Below are 24,679 nucleotides of genomic sequence, written 5' to 3' on the forward strand. Positions count from 1 at the left end.
AAGCTGACTATGCCCATTAATATCCTGATTACTCTCGCGCTTTTATTGTTAACGGCCTTAGTGCTTTCGCGAATATTTACCCTACCGAGAAATATCTGGTTATTATTTATTTCTCAGCCGCTAGTGATGTCAGCTTCGTCCATTATCGTTTTTATTGGCGGTATATTATCGAGTAAGATGGCCAGCGATCCCTCTCTGGCCACCCTCCCCTTAACACTCATGATTCTAGGTGTAGCCGCCGGCTCTATTCCTGCGGCTATGTTAGCAAAAAACAAAGGTCGAAAGTTTGCTGTTTATACCGGTTTAAGTTTTTCGTTGACGGCGGCTATCATAGCGATATTTGCGGCAAAATTGGCTGTGTTTGAACTATTTTGTTTTGCTAGTTTACTGATTGGTGTCGGTGGATCCTTCGGTCAACAATTACGCTTCGCCGCGATTGAAAGTAGCTTAAAGAGCGACGATGTACCTAAGATATTATCTATTTTGATGCTAAGTGGTGTTTTCGCCGCCTTTTTAGGCCCTGAAGTAGCCGTAGTGGGTAAAGATTTACTCAATTCTCCTTTTGGTTATGCTGGTTCATTTTTATTACTCGCAGTGCTGACTATTTGTTCCATGGTAATAATGTCGGCTTTTAAAAATCCGACAATCAATGAAGATGAAACCGTTGGTGAAGCAAGGCCGTTAAGCGAAATTGTTAAACAACCTATCTTTTTGATTGCCATCGGCACTGCCACCATTGGCTTTGCCCTGATGAGTTACTTAATGACGGCAACCCCTATTAGTATGCATAACATGCAAGGCCACAGTTTAAATGAGACCAAGTGGGTTATTCAAAGCCATATTGCTGCCATGTACTTGCCGTCGTTATTTACCCCTTGGTTAATAAAGTACATCAAATTAAAAGGGCTTATGTTCATCGGTACTTTAGTTTACGGGGTAGTCGCCTTTATCGCACTTTCTGGTCATGAAGTGATGCATTATTGGTGGGCCTTAGTATTACTAGGCATAGGCTGGAACTTCTTATTCCTAACAGGTACTTCACTGCTACCACAAAGTTATCACGCCAGCGAACGACATAAAGTACAAGCGACCAATGACTTTGTTTTATTTGGTTTTCAAGCCGCAGCATCACTGTTAGCAGGTTGGGTATTATTTAACGCTGGATGGCATTGGGTAGTAATAACCAGCATACCTTTTATCTTGGTACTTTGTGCGGTGATAGCCCTTTATCATAAACACCAAAAATCGATATTGCTAAAGTCAGCAGAAACAAATTAACGTTATAAAAATTTAGTTTCCCTATTCCGTACAATTAATTTATCACAGAGAAAAAATGAAGCTTTCAGAACAAGTATTTTCATTGCTAATTTCCAGCGCTGTGGCCGTGATTTGGCTTTAACAGCCAAGCGGCTGAGCATGCAGCTAACGCTGGCGTGGACCGCAGTAAATCGAGTAACCATCAACGGTAATAAAACATAGCCGGAGAAAAGTTCACGGTTGATGAGGCGCTTCGAGCCATAACTATTGATGCCGCTTGGACTAAGCGTTGGGAAGATAAAATAGGTTCTATTGTCGCGGGTAAAAATGCTGATTTTGCTATATTAGAACAAGACCCCTACCAAGTAGATCCTAAAAAGCTTAAAGATATTAAAATTTGGGGTACAGTGTTTGAAGGTAAAAAGTATCCAGTAAAGCATTAAGCAGCTATATTGCTAAGAACAATTGACTAATAACTAATATTTTGAGTTAATCTTTGAGCGTTAAGCACGCAAAACAAAAATAAAAAGGAGATAATTATGAGTGGTACAACTATGGTGGTTGTTATTGTCAGTGTCGTTTTTGGCGTTTTATATAAGATGTATAACAAACATCTCGAATTCAAAGCTAAAACAATTGCCCACAATCATGATGCTGATGGTAAAAGTGATGGTCTTAGCAAAGAAATACAAGCCCTAACCGAACGTGTACAAGTACTTGAAACTATTGTTACTGATGAGGGTTACCAAGTTAAAAAGGACATTGATCAACTGTAATTTTTAAGTAGACCAAGAGAGTATTCAAGCGATGAAGTTAATTATGAAAACTGAGTTTGATAACCTTAGGCTCAATAGTAAGCATGATTATGAAACCGACAGCAACGGTGATAAACAAGTCGTTAAGATTTATTGCGGAGAGCTATTAATTGCCAAAAAAATCAAACAGCATAAGTCTATTCGTTTTTTTGGCATTTCCGGCTACGAACAATATCTCACCCAAGAAGCGGTTTAGAAGCAGTTCCCTACTTCTTCAGCATTGATTTTAAATCGGCGAACGGGTTATAGGTGGCGGTATCTTGATTGGTATCGCCCGCTTTTACTTCCGTTTTATAGTTCGCATGGTCAGTATATTTAGCATGTTCATTGTCATGACAGTAAATACACAGTAATTCCCAGTTACTACCATCGTTAGGGTTGTTGGTATGATCGTGATCCATATGATGTACGGTTAATTCTCTTAAGTTAGAAAACTCAAAAGCACGGGCACAGCGACCACATACCCAAGGGTATAATTTTAATGCTCGGTCACGATAACCTTTTTCTTGTTGTTTGTAGTTGGCACTAGTGCCAAAGCGATCAGTGGACATAGGATTTCAGGACATAAATGAGTGAACAGTAACACTAGTGTATTGCTAAGCACTTTACTTAGCAATAGCGAGAGTTAGCAATAGCGATTACAAAGCAGTACTACATATTGAGGGTATCTATTTCAACTTTAGTTTGCTGCTCTAATACTTCCAAGGTTTTCCCATGTGGTATAGGTAAACGAGTTTCCGCATCAACTTGCACAAAAACGATATCATCGGCTAAACAGATAGTCTTTTTAGTGGCTTTATTACGGACTAAACAAGTCACGGTAATAGAAGTACGACCTACTTTTTTAGTTTCTAAACCAAACTCAACCACATCTCCTTGCATAGCAGCAGATTCAAAACTAATTTCACCAATATGCTTGGTTACCAAACAGTTGGTTTCTAATTGGCAGATAGCGTAAATGGCCGCCTCTTCATCAATCCATTCGAGCGCGCGACCGCCAAATAAAGAATTGGCGTAATTTAAATCGTTGGGCATCACAAGACGACGAGAAAGAAAGCGCATAATAGACCTTTGGGTAACATATTTATTTAAGTGGTATGACCTATTATAGCACTATTAATACTAGTTATTGAGTATTAGCTCTAAGAATAGGTTTGTTAGCTAATTCGCTTGTTAATAGACATAGCTTTGTCATTAAAATAACAAAACATTCTTAAATAATTTCAGGGAAGCATTTGGTTTTAAATAGTAGACTTTCATTTTAACTTACTTTGATGTAGGCTAAAAAGTAACCGATAACTCTAGAAGTACAGAGTCTTTATACCATAGTATTAATAACTTGGAGATTACCCGATGAGATGGAATTCACTTTGTTTTGTATCACTTTTTGTAGGAGCTACTGCGTTCGCTGAAATCCCTAATACTTTAATTTCAATCCAAAGTGTTGAACTAAATAACAAAGATAAACCGATTATGAGAACTTACCAAGAAAGGTGGAACGTCTACCAAATAATTAATGAAAAAACACAAAAAATAAAGTCAATCAATCAAAACGGCAAAGCAAAAGCGATCTACTTAGAGCCGGGGAGTTATTGCTTAAAGTCATTTAACTTGTCTGATTCAGATAAAGTTAATATATTAAATCCCCATTGCTTTAAAGTTGTAGTAAATGTGATATCAAATACCGGGACTTTTGTCATAGGAACGAGAGTAGGTAATGATAAAGGTAGCGCTAGCAGGTTTGCTCTATTGGTTGACATGAAAGACAACTATTCAGAGTTAGAGTCTATTTTAGCGGTGACTAATTCCGTACCCGCGGTTATATATAAATCCGAAGCTAACTAGGCGGGAAAAAATCCTTGCCCAGCTTAAACACATAGAACTCACTATTGTACTGGGCAGTTATGCCCAGAAGTATCATTTGGGCAAGGCGAACGCTTCAGTGACTGACTTGGTAAAATCCTGGCAAAGCTACTGGCCAAATATAGTTCCGCTGCCACACCCTAGCCCTCGAAATAACTTCTGGCTTCACAAAAACTCCTGGTTTGAGACCGAGCTACTCCCTATACTTCGACTTCGTGTTGCCGAGTCATTAAAAGATAGTAATACCTAGAATATAAACTTTCCCTTGGTTTAGATGTGTAATCAGCCAATGTCGGCTGCAAGTCGGGCTAATGTCAGGTAGAAATCGTCACCGACAATAACAAAAATAATGAATACTTGTGATTCAAAAGTACAGAGGTAAATTTAATGATTCTCAAAGAACTGCGTATTAACCGTCACTTCTCACAAGAGCAATTAGCTCAAATGTCTGGATTAAATGTTAGGACAATACAACGTATAGAAAGCGGAAAAAAGGCGAGCTTAGAGTCTCTTAAATGTATTGCTGCTGCACTTGATGTTGATGTAACAACCTTGAATCAGGAGAAATTTATGATAGATAAAAAATCAGATAACTGGAAGAATTTACCTTTGTTATTAAAGTGCTGGTTTGTTTTTAACTTTTTACAAACCAGACCCAGTAGAAAATCAGCCTATCGCATTGAAATGATTGGCCATATAAGTGGCTTTATATTTTGCTGTTTAGGTCTTATTAGTGAAGCTGCACTCGTTGGCGGTCTACTTATGCTTGCTACGGCTTATTTATACCACGGATTGATATGGCACGGTGATCAGCATGGTATTTGGTATGATCATGAACCAAGCCACCCCCCTAAACTTAACCAGTAGATGTAATGAGTAAGTGTAAATGCGTATTACTTTTGTCTTTTTACTTTTCTTCATTTCACTTTACGTGAATGCAGAAAACATTAAACCCTTCACTACAGACGGCTGTAGTGTATTTCCTGATGGCACATTTAAGCAAAATCAATTATGGCTATCGTGTTGCACTGCTCATGATTATGCTTATTGGCAAGGTGGCACTTACCATGAAAAACTGCTGGCTGATAAAAAACTTCACCAATGTGTTGCTCAAGTAGGAGAGCCTCACATCGCCAACCTTATGCTAGCGGGTGTTCGTGTCGGTGGCAGTCCATATCTGCCTACATCATTTAGATGGGGTTATGGTTGGTCGTACCCTAGGTGGTACAAGATATTAACAGATGCAGAAAAAAAGCAGATAAAAGCGATGGAATATGACAAATAACAAACCACAAGTAATCGCGATCAGCGGAGTATCTGGCGCAGGTAAAACTACCGCGGTAAAATTTTTGGCAAAGCACTTTACTTGCCCCTATTTACTTTTTGATGATCATACCGATAGCCATACTTACCCCCAGGATATGAAACGATGGCTTAACCATGGCGCTAACCTCGATCTTATCCAAACACCAAAATTTGTTAGTGCATTACAAAAACTAATATCGACGGATAACAGCAGTTTCATTTTTATTGAAGAGCCTTTTGGCAGGGAGCGAGACCCAATGTCTTTATTAGTTGATTATGTCGTTTTGTTGGATCAACCATTAGAGTTATGCCTAAGCCGCATTATCAAAAGGCATACTGCTAACCTCACTGGTGATAGTTCAGCTTCGTTAAGTTCAATGGTGAACTTCTTGGATAAATACCATGACCACTTTAGAGAAATTTACATCAGTTCCGCTAACAAAGTTCGCCAAAATTGTGATTTAATCATCTCGGGTAACCGCTCTACTAAAGAGACCACAAGTGCAATTATTGACTGGTTGAAAACAAAGGCAAACTAACTTTTAACTCAAGTAAACAAAATATCGCTATTTATAAATATTAACGTTAAGGGGATTATATGTCGTATGAAATACTCGTCGGTTTACATGTTTTAGATGATCTCAAATATGAGCATTACCGCAAAGCCATGAAACCAATACTTGCAGATTATCAAGGTTATTTTGGCTATGATTTTAAAGTATCCGAGGTGTTAATTTCACCCGAAAATAGTGATATCAACCGAGTATTTACTATAAACTTTAGCAATAAGAATAAAATGGAAGGGTTTTTCTCAGACGCTCAATACCTAGTGGTTAAAGAGCAGTATTTTGTTGAGTCGGTGGCGAGTGCCACCATCATAGCAAGTTATGAAAAAGAGACTTAATAAGACTCTTCATAACATAACGACTCAGGGATTTTAGGCTGAAGATTCCTAGCTTACACTTCTGTCATTAATGTTGAGATTAGCTGCTTGAACCTTAAAATCGCTAAAGAGAGCAACAGACATAATCTCATTATTTATCATTCACTCAACAAGTAGCAGTTAAGAGAACATTTTTTTAAAACTATCAGCCATCTTAACGAACTTCTCTTTCATTGTGCGCTTTAAATCGATATCGACACTACTAAATATTGAAAATCCTTCAATAATAATGGTTGGTGTCGTAGCACTTACATGGCTAGCGACATTATTAGGGGCTGAGTTATCAATACTGGCAAAAATACAAAAAGCTTTAGACGCGACATTAATATTTTCCGGCACATAAATAGTATCACTACTAAATAAGCTAAACATTATTATACGGACTTCTTGTTGACTAAATATGGCATCAGTAAAGTCGATTTCAGTACTACTAAACAGACTAAAATAACGTATCTGCTTGGCAACCTTAAAGGCACCGCCACGATTGCTGCTACTAAAGATATTCACCATGGTATCGACTTCTTCGGCCTCACCGGCAACATAGTTCGGCGCTAAGTCTTGCTTTTTGCTTTCAACAAACGCTTTATCTACCGCCAGGGGTAAATCGTTAGTTAGCTCAACAAGCGCTTGATGATTAGCCAATTCCATCGCTTGATCTAACCTGCGTTCAAACGCCTCATATGATATTTCACCGTGGCTATAGTTCATGATTAATTGATCAATCACTTCGCTACGGACTGTTTCAATGGGTCTATCTGCTAGGGTAACGGTCATTTTACTTTCCTTGTTCTTATACAAATCCCACTAACTATGTGATCATTTCTACTTGCTAAAATTACCAACTACTTCGTTATTTAATAATTAACGCTGCATGGATGCAGCTTGTTAGACAATGCAGGAGCATATTGTCCTGAATAACTAGTTATCAAAGTAAACGTCTTGTATTTGGCAGTTTTTTCTACGTATAAAATAGATCACCTAATTAATGGAACTGGTATATAAGCTTAAATTACTTATTTACATATGAGTAACACTATAACAAAGGTAGTAGCAATGACAGTGCCAAAAACATTAACTATAAAATACAATTAGTTATATAAAAATAAAAAGTAAGCAATTATATAAATACAATTAACTGGTTATTTTGACTAAAATCAGGGGGATATAGCAGGAAAGAGCTTAAAGAAAGATTGTAAGATTTAGGACGAGTATACGTGTAGGTGCAAGTATAAATAAAAATCACTCATTGACGAGAAATGACATGAGTCAATAAGTGATTTAGCGTTGTGTAATACACCAAGAGAATAAGTAACGATTAGTGAAGGACTGCGCGAATAGGTAAAGCTGCACAAATCTTAGCTTCAGCAATTAAAATTTCTTCTAAACGTAGATCAACTTCAGCTTTGTCACAATACTCGTACGCCAGCTCAACAAATAAGTTTTTATGCTTTTCTTCTGACTTAGCAATAGCGACATAAAGATCTTTGTCTTTACCTTCAGGCAGGGCTTGTGAAACTAACCAAAATTTCTCATAACCGCGCGCTTCAATCACTGCGGCAACCAGTAATCTATCCATCATAAAATAGCTGGTGCCATTACGGAACAAGGCACGGAGCTGGTTAATGTAAGGGTCTTTTTTATCTTGACCTAAGGTGACATCGCGGGCGACAAGTAACTTTAATACTTGCTTGAAATGAATAAGCTCTTCAATAGCTAAGTCTGTCATCGCTCGAACCAATTTAGCTTTGTCTGGATAATGAGACAACATGGCCATTGCCATACCTGAAGCTTTCTTCTCGGCTGCGGCATGGTCTTGCAAAAATAGGTTAAAGTCAGCCATAACAGCATCAACCCAATCTTGGCCAGTGTGGTGTTTTAATTCAAACATATTTACTACTCTCTAAAACTTTATTTACTTAATGAAAATCACACGTTTTAAATAATGCAATTTACTCAATACAATTGGCGTGATTTTACCTGTGAACACCGATTAGGACAATAATTAATATGCCTAGAGTTGATCTCGCTTAATAAAGCACTTTATCAATTTTACCTTTATTAGTCGATTCTACTTTTAACTTGTTATGAAGCCCTTGCCAGGCTTTTACTTTACCGCCAAGGTTAATTTGTTTAAAACCGCCCTCTCTGGCGTTGCTGCTATCAATATCAAGGAAAGCTAACATGGTCAGGTAACTATTTTCATCACTGACATCTATGGTAAGTAAATCTTCTGCTCGGTCTTCAAAATAAACTTCAATGCCTTGTTGATGACGGTTATAACAGCTAAGTAAAAACTCGTCACTGTTAAGGTTTTCGTCGTTAAGTGGCGAGAAGACTTCATTATAACAACGTTTTAAGTGAGGGTTAAAACCACCATCAGTGCGTTGTAAATTGACTATCATGCGTTGTAATAATTGCTTGATTGACGGCAGCCATTTTTCCGGAGGCCGAGTCAAATAAATAAACTTACTGTTAGGGAAGTGTTTATCCAACTTTTGATAATCACAAAATATCGGCGTATCGGCTAGTACCTGCGCCTGAGAAAAAGTGTCTTGAGTATAAGCATTATGTGCGGTTTTAAAACCTTGCTCTAACATTGCTAAGCAAACACTGGTGGTTGCGGTTCTGGGTAAACCTATGATAAATATTTTCTCTTGTGACACTGAACTAAACCCTTAAAATATGAAAAGACATAAAACTGATACATCTGTGAAATAGCAGTAAAATCAGACAAAATTACGTTAAAAACAGCTAATTATAACTTATTTCATCATTTAACAAACACACAATTGACAGTGATCAATAAATACCTTATTTATGAGAGCATACTGAGTTCATAGCAAGCACAAACCTAGTCCATTCTGAGAGTAGGCAGTAGCCAAGGAAATTTCATGACAGCACAAGATGAGCAGCGCGATAGTGTTAACTGGGCTGATTACCTAAAATCTGGCAATCGCATTTTTATCGGCTCCAATGCCGCGGTACCTAATGCCTTAATAGATGATTTAATTGCCAATAGCCAAGGCTTGCATGATATTGAAACCGTCCATATTTTAACGCTTTCCGAAAATGTATGGGCCAAGCGTGAACATAAAGACTTATTTAAGGTAAATAGTTTATTTATTGGCGGTAAAAATATTCGCGAAGCCATTGCCGAGGGGCGTGGTGATTATACCCCTTGTTTTATTTCCGATGTGCCACGGTTATTTCATGAAAATATTTTACCCCTCGACGTGGCACTTATTATGGTCAGTCCACCCGATGAGTATGGTTACTGTTCATTAGGCGTGAGTGTTGATATCGTTTCTTCCGCAGTAAAAGCGGCTAAATATGTTATTGCCCAGATCAACCCGAAAATGCCACGCACTAACGGTCATAGTTTTGTGCATGTAAATCAAATTCATGCCTGGATAAACGTTGCACAAGATTTACCGCAAGTAAAACCACCCGAAGTGGATCGCCGCAACGAACAAATTGGTCAATATGTTGCTATGTTGGTTGAAAATGGCGCTACCTTACAAATAGGCATAGGGAAGATACCCGAAGCGGTTTTACGTTATTTAGGTAATCATAAAGACTTAGGTATTCACAGTGAAATGATCTCCGATGGCGTGGTTGATTTGATGTTAAAAGGGGTTATTAATAACCGCCGAAAAACCTACCATAAAGGTAAAGCGGTAGCGACTTTTTGTATTGGCAGCCAAAAAGTATATGACTTTGTTGATGGTAATCCTCACATAGAATTTTACCCATCAGAACATATCAACTCACCGGTAAAAATCGCTAAAAATGACAACATGGTGTCGATTAATAGTGCCATTGAAGTCGACTTAACCGGCCAGGTAGTTTCAGACTCTATTGGTTATCAATTTTACAGCGGCATTGGCGGACAAGTTGATTTTATTCGTGGCGCATCGCTGAGTAAAGGCGGTATGCCTATTATTGCCCTGCCCTCAACTACCCGAGATGGCAAAATATCACGTATTGTTGCCCATATCACTGAAGGTGGCGGCGTAGTAACTTCGCGCGGCCATGTGTCCTATGTGGTGACCGAGTTTGGTATTGCGTCTTTGCGCGGTAAGAGTATTAGAGAGCGTGCCTTAGAGCTGATCAGAATTGCTCACCCTAAATTTAGGGATAAACTACTTGCCGATGTCCGCAAACATTATTGGGTGCCGGAATACCAAGAAAGCTCACCTAGCTCGGTACCTGAACTCGGCTCAATTGAAATGAAGCGCTTTAATTTTGCCAATATTAATTATATCTTAAGACCATTAGCGCCGGCTGATGAGCGAAAGTTACAAGAGTTTTTCTATTCCCACAATAAAGAAACCTTGATGATGCGCTACAACCATCACATTACCCAGATGACTCGGGAGAAATCTTGTAACTTGGTCAGCGTGAACCAACATGTAGATCTTGCTTTGTGCTTTACCAAGAAAGATTCTTTAGGTGAAGCGATTCAAGCTGTGGCTCGATATTATTACATTGAAAGTATTAATAGTGGTGAGGTTGCCTTTGTTATTAAAGAAAGTTTACGTGGCCGCGGTATGGCAAGTACCTTACTTGGTGAAATGATCGCCATCGCTAAAATTCGAAAACTTGATAGCTTAGTGGCTTGTGTACGCAGTGATAATGGCTCTATGTTGAAAGTATTCGAACGTTCCGGTTTTGTCCGTCAAGCCAGTGAAGATTTTGATGAAGTGAGTTTAAAGCTGACCTTGATTGAAGAGTCAGTAGAAAGTTAATCACTATTTGATAGTTAAATTTTAAACGACTTAAATATCCAGTGACTGTTCAGCTTTAAGCGTTACAGCTCAAGTAAAAGGAAAAAGCACGGAGTTGACGTTAGTCAATGAGTACTTTTGACGCCTTAATTGAACTTTAACGAGACAAGCTGAATATTCACTAGCTAAAAAAAGAGAATAACTATGCCAGTTGGAATTATAGGCCACTACAGATGTGGCGAACATGACATGGGTGAGCATCACCCTGAAAATGGAAAACGCTTAACCGCTATTTCAGACCAATTAATTCGCAGTGGCTTAGATTATGTCGTCCGTCAGTTTGACTCAAAGCCTATCGATAAAAGCTTACTCGCCTTAGCGCACACGCAAGAATATATTGATTTTGTTTTTGATAATGCCCCTACGGAAGCTAAAGGCGAACAATACTTTATCGTCGGTGAAGACGCAGTGATGAATAGCAAAACACTGACTTCTATTTTGTATGCCGCCGGTGCTGCGGTTGATGCAGTCGATTTAGTCATGGATGGTACTTTAGGTTCAGCTTTTTGTGCGACAAGGCCGCCAGGTCATCACGCAGAACATGATAAAGGCATGGGTTTTTGCTTTTTTAATAATGTCGCCATCGCTGCCGCTTATGCCAAACAAAAGTATGCTTTAAAACGTGTGGCCATAGTCGACTTTGATGTCCATCACGGCAATGGTACAGAAGACATAATAAAAAACCATTTTAATGCCACACCCAAGGATGACAAAGGTTACCTGTTTTGCTCAAGTTACCAAGACCCACTGTACCCGTTTGAAGTTGAAGAAAGCAATACACCACCTATTATCAATACCCCATTAGCGGCGACAACAAAGGGTGAGCAGTTCCGCGAAAAACTAACCGCGCACTGGTTTCCAGCATTACACAAATTTAAACCAGAATTAATCATTATCTCGGCAGGCTTTGATGCCCACATCGAAGATGATATCTCACAGGTGAGCTTAACTGAGTCCGATTATCGCTGGCTCACTGATGAGCTTAAAGTTATCGCCAATGAATACGGTGGAGGAAAAATTGTTTCGGTACTTGAAGGCGGTTATGCCCCTAGCGCGTTAGGCAGAAGTGTCGTTGCTCATATTAATGGCTTGATTGGGAATTAATGGTGATTAAATATTAACAAATCGCGCGATTAAACCCCCACCTACCATAGGCGGGAATTTATTCGCGCTTTCCGTTAAGAGAATTTATTCGCGCTTTCCGTTAAGGGAATTCATTCGCGTTTTCCGTTAAGGATAAAGCGAGGTTTAGAAATACAAAGCTAAAGATAGTTGTGCATGATCATCATTACTTAAGGTATAGAGTAAGTCGTTTTCATCATTACTCTGCAGCAATCTAACATCAACACTGACAATAACGTTATCACCAAATCGACGATTGGCTTCGATAAGGAAACTAAAGGCATTGTGATCTAAATCACTGCCTATGCCCATTAACAATTCACTACTTTGCATGTCGTTAAAGGCCAACCTAGCGCCTAAAAACAAGTCATTTTGCATCAGTGAACCTTGCGCGCCAAGTGCAACTTCACCGCGTGAATCCCAGCTGTGCTCCATCAATAAACCTAAGTCGATATTCGATTCAAATACCCCAATAAAGCTGTATTCAAAACCTGCTTGCGTTGCCCAAAAATCTTCCAGACTAGTGCTGCGATGTATGCCCTCAAATTTCCATAACCAGTCGCCTAAGGTGGCTTGCACATCTACACCCAATTGATCCATTTGAGCATAGTATTGTTGTAAGGTGTTTTGCGTAGCAGGTGTTAGGTAAGCTTCTCGGTTAGTACCATGAAACCAATACGCACCTAAGTCAAAGTCACCAACACTGTGAGCCCAACGCAAGGCCACATCAAGATGTTGCTGTCCCGCAGACGATTCATAACTGACATTTTCTTCATCAACCACTAACGGTCCACGTAAGCGCCCTTCTGCACCCGCATAAGTTCTTTCTCTAAAACCTGGCAGTAAAAACACATCTACAATGCCCCAATCATTAACCACAGATAAGTTAACCATTTGTTGGCCAAGTTTATCTTCACCATCAAAGTCTTCAACACCATCGGTTTGGTTGATCACATCAACAAGATGTTGAAACTCAGTAACGCCCCAAAACTCTTTACGAAATCCAACACGCAGTTCCCAATCATCACTGGCATGGACATAAGCGAGTTCACGAATATCACCATGAGTACGCTGCGAGTCTTGGCTATCGACTCGATAAAAAGGCGTAAAGATAATGCTATCGTTGCCACCATTCCATTGCCAGTAGAGCTCGGTCTCTATTGATAGTGACGTTTGACTATGACTCAACTGTTCAGGATAAAGCGCCTCTTTAAAAAAATAACGCTGCTCTATAGCAAGATTACTTGATGCTTCAAACTCAACATCACTAGCACCCTCACTAGCAAAGAGAGGGTTACTAAGCAGTAAGCTTGCGCCTACTGCCATACCTATTAGTGAGCCGGTAAGTTTTTTACTTGACGACTTATTTAAAGACTTTTTAAATGATAAGGACATCGACTTAACGCGCACGTTTTAATGAGTTACGGTTAAAGTCACTGTCGTTTAAGCCGGTTTTAAAGTTATAATTCGACCACTTTAATTCGGTACTTTTACCATTTTGGTGATTGATCATTTCTTGAATATCAGCACGCCAATGTTTAGCTAAATATTGCTTATAGCCACTAAAGGTTAACGTTTTTAGCAGTGAGTCTTTACGGTCATAAAAATCGATTTTATGAATACGGTACTCTAGGGTATCAAGCCAAACGATACGACGAGTGTAACCTGAATTTTCGTCTACCGGATATTGTTCAACTTTGAAGTTGGTTAAACCGTTAAGTTCTTCAACGCCTAAATATTTGTAGCTGTACTTTTCTACTTCAAAAGAACTTAAATCTTCAAAAGCAAACTCTGAGCCCATAAAAGGCCCAGATTTATTACGTGATGAAATACGTTTAACACGTTTTAATGCCGGTAAAAACAACCATTGTTCATCGGCATCAACCGGATGTGAGAAGCTTAAAAAAGCAGTGCCTTTAACATCACGCGGTTTATTAAAAATAGTTAAACTTTTATCACCATCATCTAATACTTCAAGTGACTTCATCTTAATTTCACGAATACTTTCTTGGCCTTGCTGGTTACGCAATAACATCACCATATCAGCAGTACTATCTTGCCAACCTAGATCGCGTTTTTTTGCTTCCATGGAAATATCTAAGCCTTTTTGCTCTTCTGCGCTTAGGGCAAAAGCAGCATTTGAAGCCAGCGATAAATTTAACGCACTTATCGCTAATAGTGCGCTAATTAAGTTTTTCTTAGTGAACATAGTTAATCCTTATAACTTTTATCAAATTTTTATAAATTCTTATAAATGTATTGAGTAAACTTATCAGCCTTACACCGCTGATAAGTTTACTGGTTAGCTAGTGGCGTAATTAAGCCGCTTCAATCGATTTTTTAATCGGTGTTTCAACTACTTCATCCACGCTTTGTGTCGCTTTTTCCTTATCAAGCAACATAAGTAATGGTGGCAGGAATAAGAAATCAACGATAAGTGCGATAAAGATGGTCAATGCTGTTAGGAAGCCCATATCAGCATTCATTTTAAATGATGATTGTGCCAAGACAGTAAAGCCGGCTACGAGTACAAAAGTAGTGATCCATAGTGCGCGTCCGACATTATCAAAGGCATAGTGCACCGCTTCTTTCGGGTTGGCATTTTTATCACGTCTGGCATGAAGGTACTTACTTAAAAAGTGCACGGTATCATCAACAACAATGCCTAACGTCATACCAATAACAACCGATAAACCAAGGCCTACTTGTCCACTATATAATCCCCAAATACCAAAACCTATCGCCGCCGGTGCTAAGTTAGGTAATAAACTGATTAAACCAAAGCGCCAGCTTTTTAAGGCTACACCTAATAAAATTGAAATTAAGATGAGTGCCAGTGTGGTACCGATAAGCATGCTAATAATATTACGTTGGCCGATATGGGCAAACATTAAACTTGGGCTAGCAAAGTCAACTTCATACTGTGGCGCGTGTTGAGCAAACCAGGCAATCATCTCTCCTTCAATATGAATCAGCTCGTTGCTAGTCATATTTTTAAAGGTCACCACGATTTTTGACGCTGATTTATCAACATCTAATTGGTTATTTAAATCTAAGCCGTAAGGTAGAGACATTTCATACAACAATAAATATTGCGCCGACATCTCTTGGCTATCGGGTAATTTATACCAACTAGGATCATCAGCATGCATATTCTTATTGAGACGCTTTAAGGTATCGGTAATTGTATTAACATGATCCGTTTCAGGACGCTCACGTAACCAATCACTAAAGTCACTAACACTGCGTAAGTATTTCGGATCATTAATGCCGCTTGATTTACCGGTTTTTACCGAAATTTCAACCACCATCATGCCCGATAAGTTATCTTGCATAAAATCAGTTGCCGCACGGTATGGCACGGTTTCATCGAAATACTTAACAAAATCATCATTAAGTTCATTGTTAGGAATGAACATGATTGAGGCGATAATAAGCACACTGGTTAAAGGTAATAAGACTTTACGTTTGGCAATAACAAAGTCTGCCAATTTAGCCATAATGTCTTTTTTACCCTCACTCTGCACTTTAACGCGCACCGGTAATACCGTAAGTAATGCTGGGAAAATAGTAACCGAAAAAACAAAGGCCAACATCACGCCAATAGCGACTAAATTCCCTAAGTCTCTAAAGGGTGGCGAGTCAGAAAAATTCATGCTTAAAAAGCCAATCGCGGTGGTAATACTGGTTAAGAAAATAGGTTGTAAGTTGATTTTGATACTACGGGCAATGGCGGTACGTTTATCAGCGCCTTGTCGCATTTCATAAAACATAGAGGTGAGTATGTGAATACAATCGGCTACCGCTAAGGTCAATATCATCGTTGGCGCTGATGATGATGGCCCAGTCAAATAAAAGCCTAACCAACCGGCAAGCCCCATGGTAGTAACAATACTCATAATAATAACAAGTACCGTGGCGATAGTACCGGTGATAGTTCTTAGCAATAACCCTATGGTGATAATAACCACAAGAAACATTAACGGAATAAGTGTTGTACCATCATTAATTGAAGCTTCACCAAAGGAAGTGTTCATCATAATCATGCCCGACAGATACACGTCTACTTCAGGGTGATCTGCTAAAAACTGTGCTTTAATAGCACGGACACTCGCCGCAACTTCGGGTGTTTCCGCCATAGGGTCAACGCCCGGCAATTGCACGGTAACGTTAACAACTGAAACATGACCTGTTTTAGAGATTATTTTATTAACCAGTAAAGGTTCGCTAATGGCAATATTCTTGATTTTATCAAGCTTGTCATTGGTTAAGTTACCGGTAGACATAACAAGATCTTCAACGATCATGTCGTCTTCTTCAGCGTAGGTATATTGAAAATTAGTGACTGAATCAACCCGTGTTGAATAAGGTACTTGCCAACTTTCTTTAGTTAATGCTTTTAGTGCCGCCAAATGCTCTGCGGTAAAAACATTGCCGTCTTTTGGTACCACGACAAAAGAAACATTATCGCTTTTGGCATAGACTTTTTGCATTGACTCAAAAGCCGTTAACTGTGGGTTTTCTTCACTAAAGAATACTCGGTAGTCACTTTTGAATTCTAACTTTTGTGCCCCCATTCCCGCTATTATCGCGAAGGTAATACACACAAGTATCACCCAAAATGGATTTTTACCAACAAAATTATAGAGTTTGTCTCTCATGGTTAAGCTCCTTATATTCTTAAATTTTCTTAATTAAATAAGTATTTTTTAGATGACGAATCGTCACCTTACAGTTCAAAAAAATGCGGTGATGCACCGCACAAAATTCGTATTAATTTTCCTAACAAATATTGGCTAAAGAACTACTTGCTAAAGAAAGAGTCGCTAAAGCGAGGTTAGCTAAAACTATCAAAGTTTAGCTCACGCCCTTTTGCCTTAATTTTTGCTAATTCTTCAGGAAATAATTCAGCTAAAGCAATTTTCAACTCCGCGCAATGGCTGCTATCTTTACTTAAAGGCTGCCAACCCATGCCGTCATAAAGCAAATTACTAAGGTTAAATAGCTCACGTTCAACAATCAAACTGGTTCTACCGCTACACTGTTCAACTTCGCCAGACAGTAGCGTAATAGCACCATAGGCCATCGACCAGTTGCTAAAGCATAATTGCTGTATATCCATATTCAAAGGCAGTGCTAGATTGCCATCGTTTAGGCCATCTTCGACAATGCCGTGAATTGAAGTCATTAATTTAACTTCTAATCGTTCACCCTCATTAATATGCTTTTCACTTGATTTACCTACGACATTAGGCGATTTAGCGCATAGCACAGTTTGAAACAATGCTGGGTATAACATTGCATAAAGCAGATAGGAAAAATTTAATAACAACATGCGAGAGCGCGCACAACCTTTAAATTGATAGGCGCGATAAAATAAATCGGCTAGTAGACCAATGGCATGATTACTGATAGCTAACAATAAATCTTCTTTACCAATAAAGTGTTTATAGACAGTACCTTTTGAAAAAGGCACTTGGGCAACGACTTTATCCATGGTCAGATTTTCGATACCATTTTGTTGAATCAACAGCACTGCTGAGCTGATTATTTGCAACTCTCTTGCTTTAAGTGCCGCTTCATCGAGTAACTTAGGTGGTGTCATAGGGCCTACTATTTAATATGTGACGAATCGTCACTGACGAATCGTCATAATACGCCCAATGTAATTATTGTCAACGAATTTGTAACTAAAGTGTACGTGTGAATTTTCTTTCATCGCCATAATATGTGTCACGAGTGATTTATGAAAAACACTTTCTGAACTACAAACTATTTAGTCGTATCTAGGAGTCAACTTTTACCACTAAGGAAACATTGGCACTAGGTTAGGATTAGTGCCAAAAATCAAACGGCTTGGGGTAGTCTGTTTATGATCACTGCTACCACAAAGAAGACGTTATATTTTGAGTTCATCAACGTCAACTGTGACCTAAAACAGTCGTTTACTTACCAATCACTCTATTGATATTAGCTAACTTATTTACTGCTAAATAAGAGTTAATATTAAGACCATAAAAGGCTTTCGTGATCTGGCAACGATGTTAAAACTTTAACTTTTCCTGACTTTACATCTTGTTCCAAACTGCCTGTACGAACTTCATTAATATCAACTTCATAACCAATAGAATCAATGCCTACCCAAGCATTTCTAGCAGATCTTTTAGCTGCATATAAACAGCAATCGGTAAGTTCTACAACTTCTGTCCAAGAAGTTATCTTATGATGGTTCTTAGGGTGGTAAGTAAAACCAATAGAGCAAGTTACAGATAAAGTATTGCAGTCAGTAATTTTAAATTTATATTCTTCTACTGATTTTCTTAATCTTTCTGCCAGCATTGAGGCTCTTTCTTTTGGTATAAACCTAGAAACGACTAGAAACTCTTCTCCTCCCCATCTAACAAGGTAGTCTGTTGTTCTAAATACTTGGTTTAATAGTAAGGCAAAATCTTTAAGAACTAAATCACCTGCTGCATGACCATAGGTATCATTAATGCGTTTGAAATAATCAATATCTATCATGAAATAAATTAGATCTTCTGGGGAACGTCTATTCTCGGTCACACTTCGGCGACTTATTAATTCAATATCTACCCCAATATTATTTTCAATAAACCGCCTATTTTTTAGCCCTGTGAGTTGGTCTGTAAAACTGAATTCTTTAAGCTGTTGATTTGCTTTTTCTAGCTGTTGAGTACGCTCTTCTACTCTTAATTCCAACTCTTTATTTAGCCTAATGGTGGACTCTACTTTAATTTTTTGATTATTGTGATATCTAGAGAAAAAGAACACCGTTAATAGGGTATAAATCAAGTAAGCCCACCATGTTCTCCATGGAGCTGGTTGCACAATGATCTTTAACTTTGTTTCAAGAGAATTAAACCCTATAGATTTAACTGTAAATACATAACTTCCACTTGGTAACTTACCGTAACTGGCAATTCTTTCTCGGTAGTCAGATATTACCCACGTCTTATCGAAACCTTCCAATTTATATTCATATTTTTGCTTGTAAGGAAACGAATAATCTAAAGCAGCAAATTTTAATGTGAGTGAGTTTACGGTGTAATCAACGACTACTTCTTCCATTTTATTTTCTGATATTGGAATGTTGTTATCAGGGGGGAACACTACAGGTAAACCTCTGGTAACCACTCTTTCTATTGGCATGGCATCAATTAACACATCTGTAATATGAAGGCTAACTGCTGAAGGTTTTGCAATTAGCTCCCTAGGGGAAAACTCGGTAAAGCCGTTTGTAAATGGAAAAAATAAATTTCCATTGTTACTTTTATACGCCTTACCTAATACAAATTGGATACTAGGAAGTCCATCAATATAGTTAAAATGGGTAGCTAATTTAGGCTCGTCTGATAGCTTAGTAACACCTTCTTCTGTACCAAACCAAAGATTTCCTGAATTATCTTCTTCAATCGAATATATATTATTATTTAGCAATAAATTATCAGTGCTATATTCCGCTAAAATTTCAAATTTAGCATTTGTTTTTGTTAAACCACTTCCGTATGTACCAACCCAAATATTAGTATGTGTATCTTGATATATCTCAGTTATATCCTTTCCAAAGTTTTTAGCTAATAAGCTTTCGAACGCTGAAGTTTGAATAAGCTTATTTGTATTTAAGTCAAATAAAGCTAGACCATCATTATTTCTCATCCATAGCTTATTATTCACATCAATGACCAAGTCTCGAGCAAGACCTAATTCAATTGGTGAATGGCGTTTAAAGGTATTATCCTCAATTCGAAATGAAAATAGGCCTAGATCTGTCCCTAACCATAGTCGACCAGAATTATCATTTACAATATTGGTTACTAATAAATCGTTTGTTTCGGTAGGTTTGAAAGCCTCAAGTTGATTGGTTCGAAGATTGTATAAGATAAGTCCGCTATCAGTACCAAGCCAATATGTATCATCTCCATCTCTCAATATTTCCCATATTTGAGATTCTTCAATATCAATTATGGGCGAAATAGTATTCGAACTTTTGTTAAATAAGTTAAGCCCCTTAGAAGTTCCAATTAACAAGTTACCTTGCTTAGTTTCAGAAAAACTAATGATTACGTCGCTTTTGAGATTGTGATTTGAATATGGGCGATTACGAATAAATGAGAACTCATTAAACAAAGGGTTTAGAATGCTTATCCCTGAACCATTTGTGCTAATCCAAAGGTTTTTCTGCTGATCGATAAACAAATGTCTGATTGAATTATCAACAAGTGAGGATTTATTTTCATTTCGTTGGTATATCTTTGAAATATGGGAGTTTGAATTAAAGTGAATTAAGCCGTCTCCTTTAGTTCCTAACCAAAATCTGACACCATCCTCACTTGAGATAGATGTAATTTCTGGTTCAACAATTTTACCGTTAATGATTAACTTTATAGACTCAAATATCCCCTGTTTTTTATCATATTTGACAAGACCTTCAGTTGTTCCTAATAGGAGGGTATTACCTTGGTTATACAGAGCCCACAGCCCATCTTTTAGAAGTTTACGGTTTCCTGTTTTTTTATTTGAAAAAGAAACGATAGACTTAGAAGTAATATCAATACGATTCAAACCTTTATGAGTAGCAACCCAAATAAATCCACTCTGATCCTGTTTAATATCACTAATATATTTTGAACTTATTGAGTTGGGCTTCTCATCACTAGAGGTGTATCGATTGAATTTTCCATCACCTTCATAACGGTTTAACCCTCCACCCATAGTAGCAATCCATAGTTGCTGTTTCTTATCAATAAACAAGCGCCAGACATAGTCATGACTTAGGGAAGTATAGTTGTTATCATCATGTTTGAAATTCTTAAATTTTTCTGACTGTGGGTCAAAGTAATTAAGCCCTCCCATAGTTCCAATCCATAGATTGCCTAACTGATCTTCTACAATCGACGTAACGCTATTATGAGTAAGACCTTTGCTGTCAGGGGTAGCTTTAAATATTTTGAAATTATATCCATCATACCTAGCGAGTCCAACAGATGTACCAACCCAGATAAAGCCATTTTTAGCTTGCATTACAACTTGAACAGTATCATGCGGAAGGCCGTCAGCAACGTTTAAAATTTTGAAACGAAAATTTTCGCTACTGGCAGCTGATGCCAACGAGTGCAATAAAAAAAATAAAGCAAAAAATAAAAATTTTATAGGCAAAACAACACCATGAATGTTTTCTATATCCAAAAAGATAACTTAACATATTCTTTGGGTAGTTGTTGCTTAGTATCAAAACTTCTGAATTTTTTAAGCTAGATAAATTTAGAAGCTCTCACGTAAGATAATGGTACAAAATACCTTTTTGAGAAGGCTTTCAAGTTTTGTAAATACCAAACTTAAAGCCGATAACCCTAATGTCTGGTCTAGTCGGAGTTGCTGTCGTAAGAGAAACAAGTTCTAGCGTCAACTATGCGCTTAGTTGACATGCCGTAGTGGGGGATCTTAACGACAACTGATAGCCAAAAGCCGACATTAGATGAGGGCTGGTCTTTAGGTCAACTGCTCGCTAAAAGAAGACATCATGCATCTACAAGTGATGTCTTGTGGCTACAGTTATTTCTAACATGCTATTCATAACCAAATTTATAATCACTGTTACAGATTAAATAATTTTTAAACTCTTTCAGCGGTAAAGCTTTCGAATAATACCAGCCTTGTCCAAATTCAATATCCATTTTTAATAACTCGTCCACTTGTAATCTATTTTCAATCCCCTCAGCAATAACAGTAGCTTCAAGGTTATCAGCTATTGAAACAATATAAGGTATTAAGGTAGATCTAATAGAGCCTGTTTCAACTTCATCTACAAAAGATTTATCAATTTTTAAGGTGTCAATATCTAACAGTTTTAACTGAGATAAATTAGAGTAACCTGTACCAAAGTCATCAATGGATATTTTTATGCGGCTTTTTGAAAGCGTTTCTAATGTATTACCTATTTTATTAAAATGTAGCTCTTCGTCTTCCGTTACCTCAAAGAAAATTTGAAGATTAGATGTTACATCTTTTAACAGTTCAATTCCTTTAAGGATATTACCGTTATTTATATCTTTTGGAAAAACATTAATGGATAGGTAAAATGGCGTGTCATCAGCTTGAATATCTTTAAAATCATCAATTGCTTGTAAGATAAGAGTCTCAGTCATCTGCCAAGACATGTCTAATTCACTAACAACTGAAATAAATTGGTCAGGGTAAAGAGGACCTATATTATCTTCAAATCGAGCAAGCAGTTCACAACCAATGACTTTATCTGTTTTCAATTCAACAATAGCTTGATAATGTGGCTTAATACACTTGAATGATAAACCTAATTTGACTCTCCGTTTAGTACTATAAATGTAACTATAAATCCATCCATAAACATGTAAAGCGGTAATCCCTGAAATTAAAGATATTAAAATTAAAATCAATAAAATAAGTACAGTTTGAAATTCCGAAAAATTTTTATGATGAACAGCTACACATACTCCTCCTTTAGGTCCGCAAAATTCCAGAGAGTGTGATAATAATCCTGTACTAAAGTATTGTTTACTACTTGTTGCCTTATGTTGAAAAACCCCACTTTTTCCATAAAGATGAGTTATCTCATCACCTTTCTTTGCTAACACTTCATATTCTTTAAACTTTAAGTGTTCATTTAAAATACTTTTAATTGACATCGCTACATTGTAATTCCCTTTATGGATAACAATACCTTGAATTGTCATATCAAAAGTTATCAATTTATGATCGAACCAAAACTTATGCCCTTCAAACATATAGTCATGCATAGATTCCTTTATTGGTTTTTCTAATATTCCTACTCCAGTTGTACAAATTAGCAAGTCGTTTTTAAAGAAACCAATGTCCTTAATATCATTAGATTGAAATTGATATTTACGCATTTTTAATAAGTTTTCATCGGAGCAATTAGAAAAATCTTGCTTGTTTAATAAATCTATAACGCTAAATGCTTGCCTACTGGCATCCAATAAATCTATAAATATATTTTGACCCTGTTCGGAAAGCTGATTTTTTAAAGTGTAGGAATATATGTAAAAAATGATGGTTAAACTAATAAGCATTCCACTTATAAACGCTAAAAGCTTTGCAATTGAATTCAGTTTTATCATATAAGCAACCTTCTTATAATTTATAGCGTAATAATGGGAAATTAAATCAGGGGATCTGTGTCAAGTTATTTTTAATGCGATTACCCTACCAGTGTGACTGAATTTACTTGACCAGGTCACACTTTGTTATTAGGATAATTAGTTTATAACGTATTGATCTCGTCCGTTCTTTTTAGCTTGGTACAGTGCTATATCTGAATGTTTTAATGATTGTTTAAGGTTGTTTTTATTTTCAACTTTAGTGATACCAATACTTACCGTTAAGTTAATGTCTTCTTTAAACAATAATTTTTTCGTTATTATTAAAATTTGTTTGGCTAAATCAGTTGCGGCGACAACATCATCAAGTTCTAACAGGATAAGAAATTCTTCACCTCCTGTACGAATAGCGTATTCATTATTTCTACCTGTAATTCGTGATAAAACATTAGCAAAACGCCTTAAAACAACATCACCGACATCGTGACCATAAGTGTCATTAATCTGTTTAAAGTGATCTAAATCAAAGCTTAATGCATAACTAAAATTTGATTTATGAATGATGCTTTGTAAATAGCGACCATTATATAAATTGGTCATACTATCTATGTACATTTGTTTTTTAAACTTAAATAGCGTCATAATGAGTACCACGATGAGCGTATTAAAAATAAACAATGCTAATGATATGAGAGAAATAAATACACCATTAAGTTGAGGTTCCTCTACTTCAATAACCGCTTCCCAATAACCATATTCTAACTTTATCTTTTTAATTAAATTATTAGGGTTTTCAAATAATTCGTTGTTCCCATAAAAGGCATTTTCTCTGTTACTTTCATCCGTACCACGTAACGCAATATTACCGATTTTTTCTAATTCAAGTGCGTTAATAAGCTTATTAAAATTAATTAAATAAATAACCAAGCCTAAATATACGCCATTAATAAAAATAGGTTTTCTTACCGCTATGGTATTAATATGTTCACTATCATTGTGTAATACAAATGGGCCTGCTATCCGTGTTTTTTTAGAATCAATCGTTTCAAATATGACATCTCTTTCAACATCAATGCTTGATAAGTCTAATCCCAAAGAATTTAAACGACCAACCGTATTTGCTAAGTGAGTTATGGTTGTATTTGTAGCAAATTGAACAGCTAAAAGAGTGTCATCTTTAACAATGATAGCATCTGTAATTTCAATAAATCTATCTTGACTCATTGTCGGATTTAATCGCATTAATCCAGCTAAACTGTAAAGAGAGGCTGTATTATCTAAAAGTAGCTTACGGATCCCATAAGTAATTGTATCTAATTTAGATATATACGTCGGTAAAGCATCAATTTTTTTGTAATTTAATAATATTTTTTGAATAATAAAAAACTGCCCCCATACTACCAGAATAAAAATTAATGATATAAAGACAGATTTAACAATAGAAATAAATGACACAATAAGAAATCCTGAAAT

Annotated in this window: 24 protein-coding genes; 12 read left to right on the top strand and 12 right to left on the bottom strand. The window is 37.1% G+C overall.

The genetic code is table 11. From position 1 onward, the window contains the following. Positions 1-9 precede the first annotated feature (9 nt). The 4 genes from F580_RS0121600 to F580_RS0121610 all read left to right on the top strand — a co-directional run bounded on the left by F580_RS0121600 (position 10) and on the right by F580_RS0121610 (position 2,268). A complete protein-coding gene (locus F580_RS0121600) occupies positions 10-1,278 on the top strand; it encodes an MFS transporter (protein ID WP_019029846.1) in 1,269 nt (422 codons plus the stop codon). 245 nt (positions 1,279-1,523) lie between these two features. Next, complete coding sequence (locus tag F580_RS26150) at positions 1,524-1,700, top strand: amidohydrolase family protein (protein WP_245560671.1); 177 nt, start codon at positions 1,524-1,526, stop codon at positions 1,698-1,700. A gap of 96 nt (positions 1,701-1,796) precedes the next feature. Continuing rightward, positions 1,797-2,033: a hypothetical protein gene (locus F580_RS0121605; RefSeq protein WP_019029847.1), complete on the top strand. Its 237-nt coding sequence runs from the start codon at positions 1,797-1,799 to the stop codon at positions 2,031-2,033. Positions 2,034-2,076: 43 nt separating this feature from the next. After that, positions 2,077-2,268: a hypothetical protein gene (locus F580_RS0121610; protein ID WP_245560669.1), complete on the top strand. Its 192-nt coding sequence runs from the start codon at positions 2,077-2,079 to the stop codon at positions 2,266-2,268. A gap of 10 nt (positions 2,269-2,278) precedes the next feature. Here the strand turns inward: F580_RS0121610 and F580_RS0121615 are convergent, their stop codons facing one another. After that, entirely contained in the window at positions 2,279-2,623 is a 345-nt protein-coding gene (locus F580_RS0121615) for a YajD family HNH nuclease (RefSeq protein ID WP_019029849.1), read from the bottom strand. Between the two features lie 100 nt (positions 2,624-2,723). Beyond that, positions 2,724-3,134 (bottom strand): acyl-CoA thioesterase, encoded by a 411-nt coding sequence (locus tag F580_RS0121620; RefSeq protein ID WP_019029850.1) that lies wholly within the window; start codon positions 3,132-3,134, stop codon positions 2,724-2,726. 291 nt (positions 3,135-3,425) lie between these two features. Here F580_RS0121620 and F580_RS0121625 point away from each other — a divergent pair, with 291 nt between their 5' ends. From F580_RS0121625 to F580_RS0121645, 6 genes are all read left to right on the top strand, one after another. Then, on the top strand, positions 3,426-3,917 hold the full coding sequence (locus F580_RS0121625) for a hypothetical protein (protein WP_019029851.1): 492 nt from the start codon (positions 3,426-3,428) through the stop codon (positions 3,915-3,917). A 10-nt stretch (positions 3,918-3,927) separates the two neighbouring features. After that, the gene (locus F580_RS26155; protein WP_281167236.1) at positions 3,928-4,185 is read left to right on the top strand and encodes a uracil-DNA glycosylase family protein; all 258 of its coding nucleotides are present in this window, start codon (positions 3,928-3,930) and stop codon (positions 4,183-4,185) included. A 137-nt stretch (positions 4,186-4,322) separates the two neighbouring features. After that, the gene (locus tag F580_RS0121630; protein WP_019029852.1) at positions 4,323-4,802 is read left to right on the top strand and encodes a helix-turn-helix domain-containing protein; all 480 of its coding nucleotides are present in this window, start codon (positions 4,323-4,325) and stop codon (positions 4,800-4,802) included. A 19-nt stretch (positions 4,803-4,821) separates the two neighbouring features. Continuing rightward, positions 4,822-5,220, top strand: a complete 399-nt coding sequence (locus tag F580_RS0121635) for a hypothetical protein (protein WP_019029853.1) — start codon at positions 4,822-4,824, stop codon at positions 5,218-5,220. Further along, the gene (locus tag F580_RS0121640; RefSeq protein WP_019029854.1) at positions 5,210-5,779 is read left to right on the top strand and encodes a nucleoside/nucleotide kinase family protein; all 570 of its coding nucleotides are present in this window, start codon (positions 5,210-5,212) and stop codon (positions 5,777-5,779) included. The genes F580_RS0121635 and F580_RS0121640 overlap by 11 nt, the downstream gene beginning before the upstream one ends. Positions 5,780-5,838: 59 nt before the next feature. Beyond that, a complete protein-coding gene (locus F580_RS0121645) occupies positions 5,839-6,144 on the top strand; it encodes a DUF1330 domain-containing protein (protein WP_019029855.1) in 306 nt (101 codons plus the stop codon). A gap of 159 nt (positions 6,145-6,303) precedes the next feature. Here the strand turns inward: F580_RS0121645 and F580_RS0121650 are convergent, their stop codons facing one another. From F580_RS0121650 to F580_RS0121660, 3 genes are all read right to left on the bottom strand, one after another. Then, positions 6,304-6,957 (bottom strand): LiaF domain-containing protein, encoded by a 654-nt coding sequence (locus tag F580_RS0121650; RefSeq protein WP_019029856.1) that lies wholly within the window; start codon positions 6,955-6,957, stop codon positions 6,304-6,306. A gap of 541 nt (positions 6,958-7,498) precedes the next feature. Next, entirely contained in the window at positions 7,499-8,071 is a 573-nt protein-coding gene (locus tag F580_RS0121655) for a tRNA-(ms[2]io[6]A)-hydroxylase (RefSeq protein WP_019029857.1), read from the bottom strand. A 139-nt stretch (positions 8,072-8,210) separates the two neighbouring features. Continuing rightward, positions 8,211-8,846: a sulfotransferase gene (locus F580_RS0121660; RefSeq protein WP_019029858.1), complete on the bottom strand. Its 636-nt coding sequence runs from the start codon at positions 8,844-8,846 to the stop codon at positions 8,211-8,213. Positions 8,847-9,074: 228 nt separating this feature from the next. Between F580_RS0121660 and F580_RS0121665 the strand changes: the two genes are divergently transcribed. Then, positions 9,075-10,931 (top strand): GNAT family N-acetyltransferase, encoded by a 1,857-nt coding sequence (locus tag F580_RS0121665; RefSeq protein WP_019029859.1) that lies wholly within the window; start codon positions 9,075-9,077, stop codon positions 10,929-10,931. A gap of 183 nt (positions 10,932-11,114) precedes the next feature. Further along, positions 11,115-12,074, top strand: coding sequence for a histone deacetylase family protein (locus F580_RS0121670; RefSeq protein ID WP_019029860.1), 960 nt, complete (start codon positions 11,115-11,117; stop codon positions 12,072-12,074). A 144-nt stretch (positions 12,075-12,218) separates the two neighbouring features. Here F580_RS0121670 and F580_RS0121675 read toward each other — a convergent pair whose 3' ends face one another. The 7 genes from F580_RS0121675 to F580_RS0121705 all read right to left on the bottom strand — a co-directional run bounded on the left by F580_RS0121675 (position 12,219) and on the right by F580_RS0121705 (position 24,661). Continuing rightward, entirely contained in the window at positions 12,219-13,487 is a 1,269-nt protein-coding gene (locus tag F580_RS0121675) for a hypothetical protein (protein WP_019029861.1), read from the bottom strand. Positions 13,488-13,491: 4 nt separating this feature from the next. Further along, the gene (locus F580_RS0121680; protein WP_019029862.1) at positions 13,492-14,301 is read right to left on the bottom strand and encodes an outer membrane lipoprotein-sorting protein; all 810 of its coding nucleotides are present in this window, start codon (positions 14,299-14,301) and stop codon (positions 13,492-13,494) included. Positions 14,302-14,410: 109 nt separating this feature from the next. Continuing rightward, on the bottom strand, positions 14,411-16,753 hold the full coding sequence (locus F580_RS0121685; RefSeq protein ID WP_019029863.1) for an efflux RND transporter permease subunit: 2,343 nt from the start codon (positions 16,751-16,753) through the stop codon (positions 14,411-14,413). 176 nt (positions 16,754-16,929) lie between these two features. Continuing rightward, positions 16,930-17,697 (bottom strand): TetR/AcrR family transcriptional regulator, encoded by a 768-nt coding sequence (locus tag F580_RS0121690; RefSeq protein ID WP_019029864.1) that lies wholly within the window; start codon positions 17,695-17,697, stop codon positions 16,930-16,932. Positions 17,698-18,098: 401 nt separating this feature from the next. Beyond that, a complete protein-coding gene (locus F580_RS0121695; protein WP_019029865.1) occupies positions 18,099-21,299 on the bottom strand; it encodes a ligand-binding sensor domain-containing diguanylate cyclase in 3,201 nt (1,066 codons plus the stop codon). A gap of 380 nt (positions 21,300-21,679) precedes the next feature. Further along, the gene (locus tag F580_RS0121700) at positions 21,680-23,227 is read right to left on the bottom strand and encodes an EAL domain-containing protein (RefSeq protein WP_019029866.1); all 1,548 of its coding nucleotides are present in this window, start codon (positions 23,225-23,227) and stop codon (positions 21,680-21,682) included. A gap of 138 nt (positions 23,228-23,365) precedes the next feature. Next, positions 23,366-24,661 carry a GGDEF domain-containing protein gene (locus F580_RS0121705; RefSeq protein ID WP_019029867.1) on the bottom strand — a complete coding sequence of 432 codons (1,296 nt, stop codon included), beginning with the start codon at positions 24,659-24,661 and terminating at the stop codon, positions 23,366-23,368. Positions 24,662-24,679 lie beyond the last annotated feature (18 nt).

Source organism: Colwellia piezophila ATCC BAA-637 (genome assembly GCF_000378625.1).
Lineage (GTDB): Bacteria > Pseudomonadota > Gammaproteobacteria > Enterobacterales > Alteromonadaceae > Colwellia > Colwellia piezophila.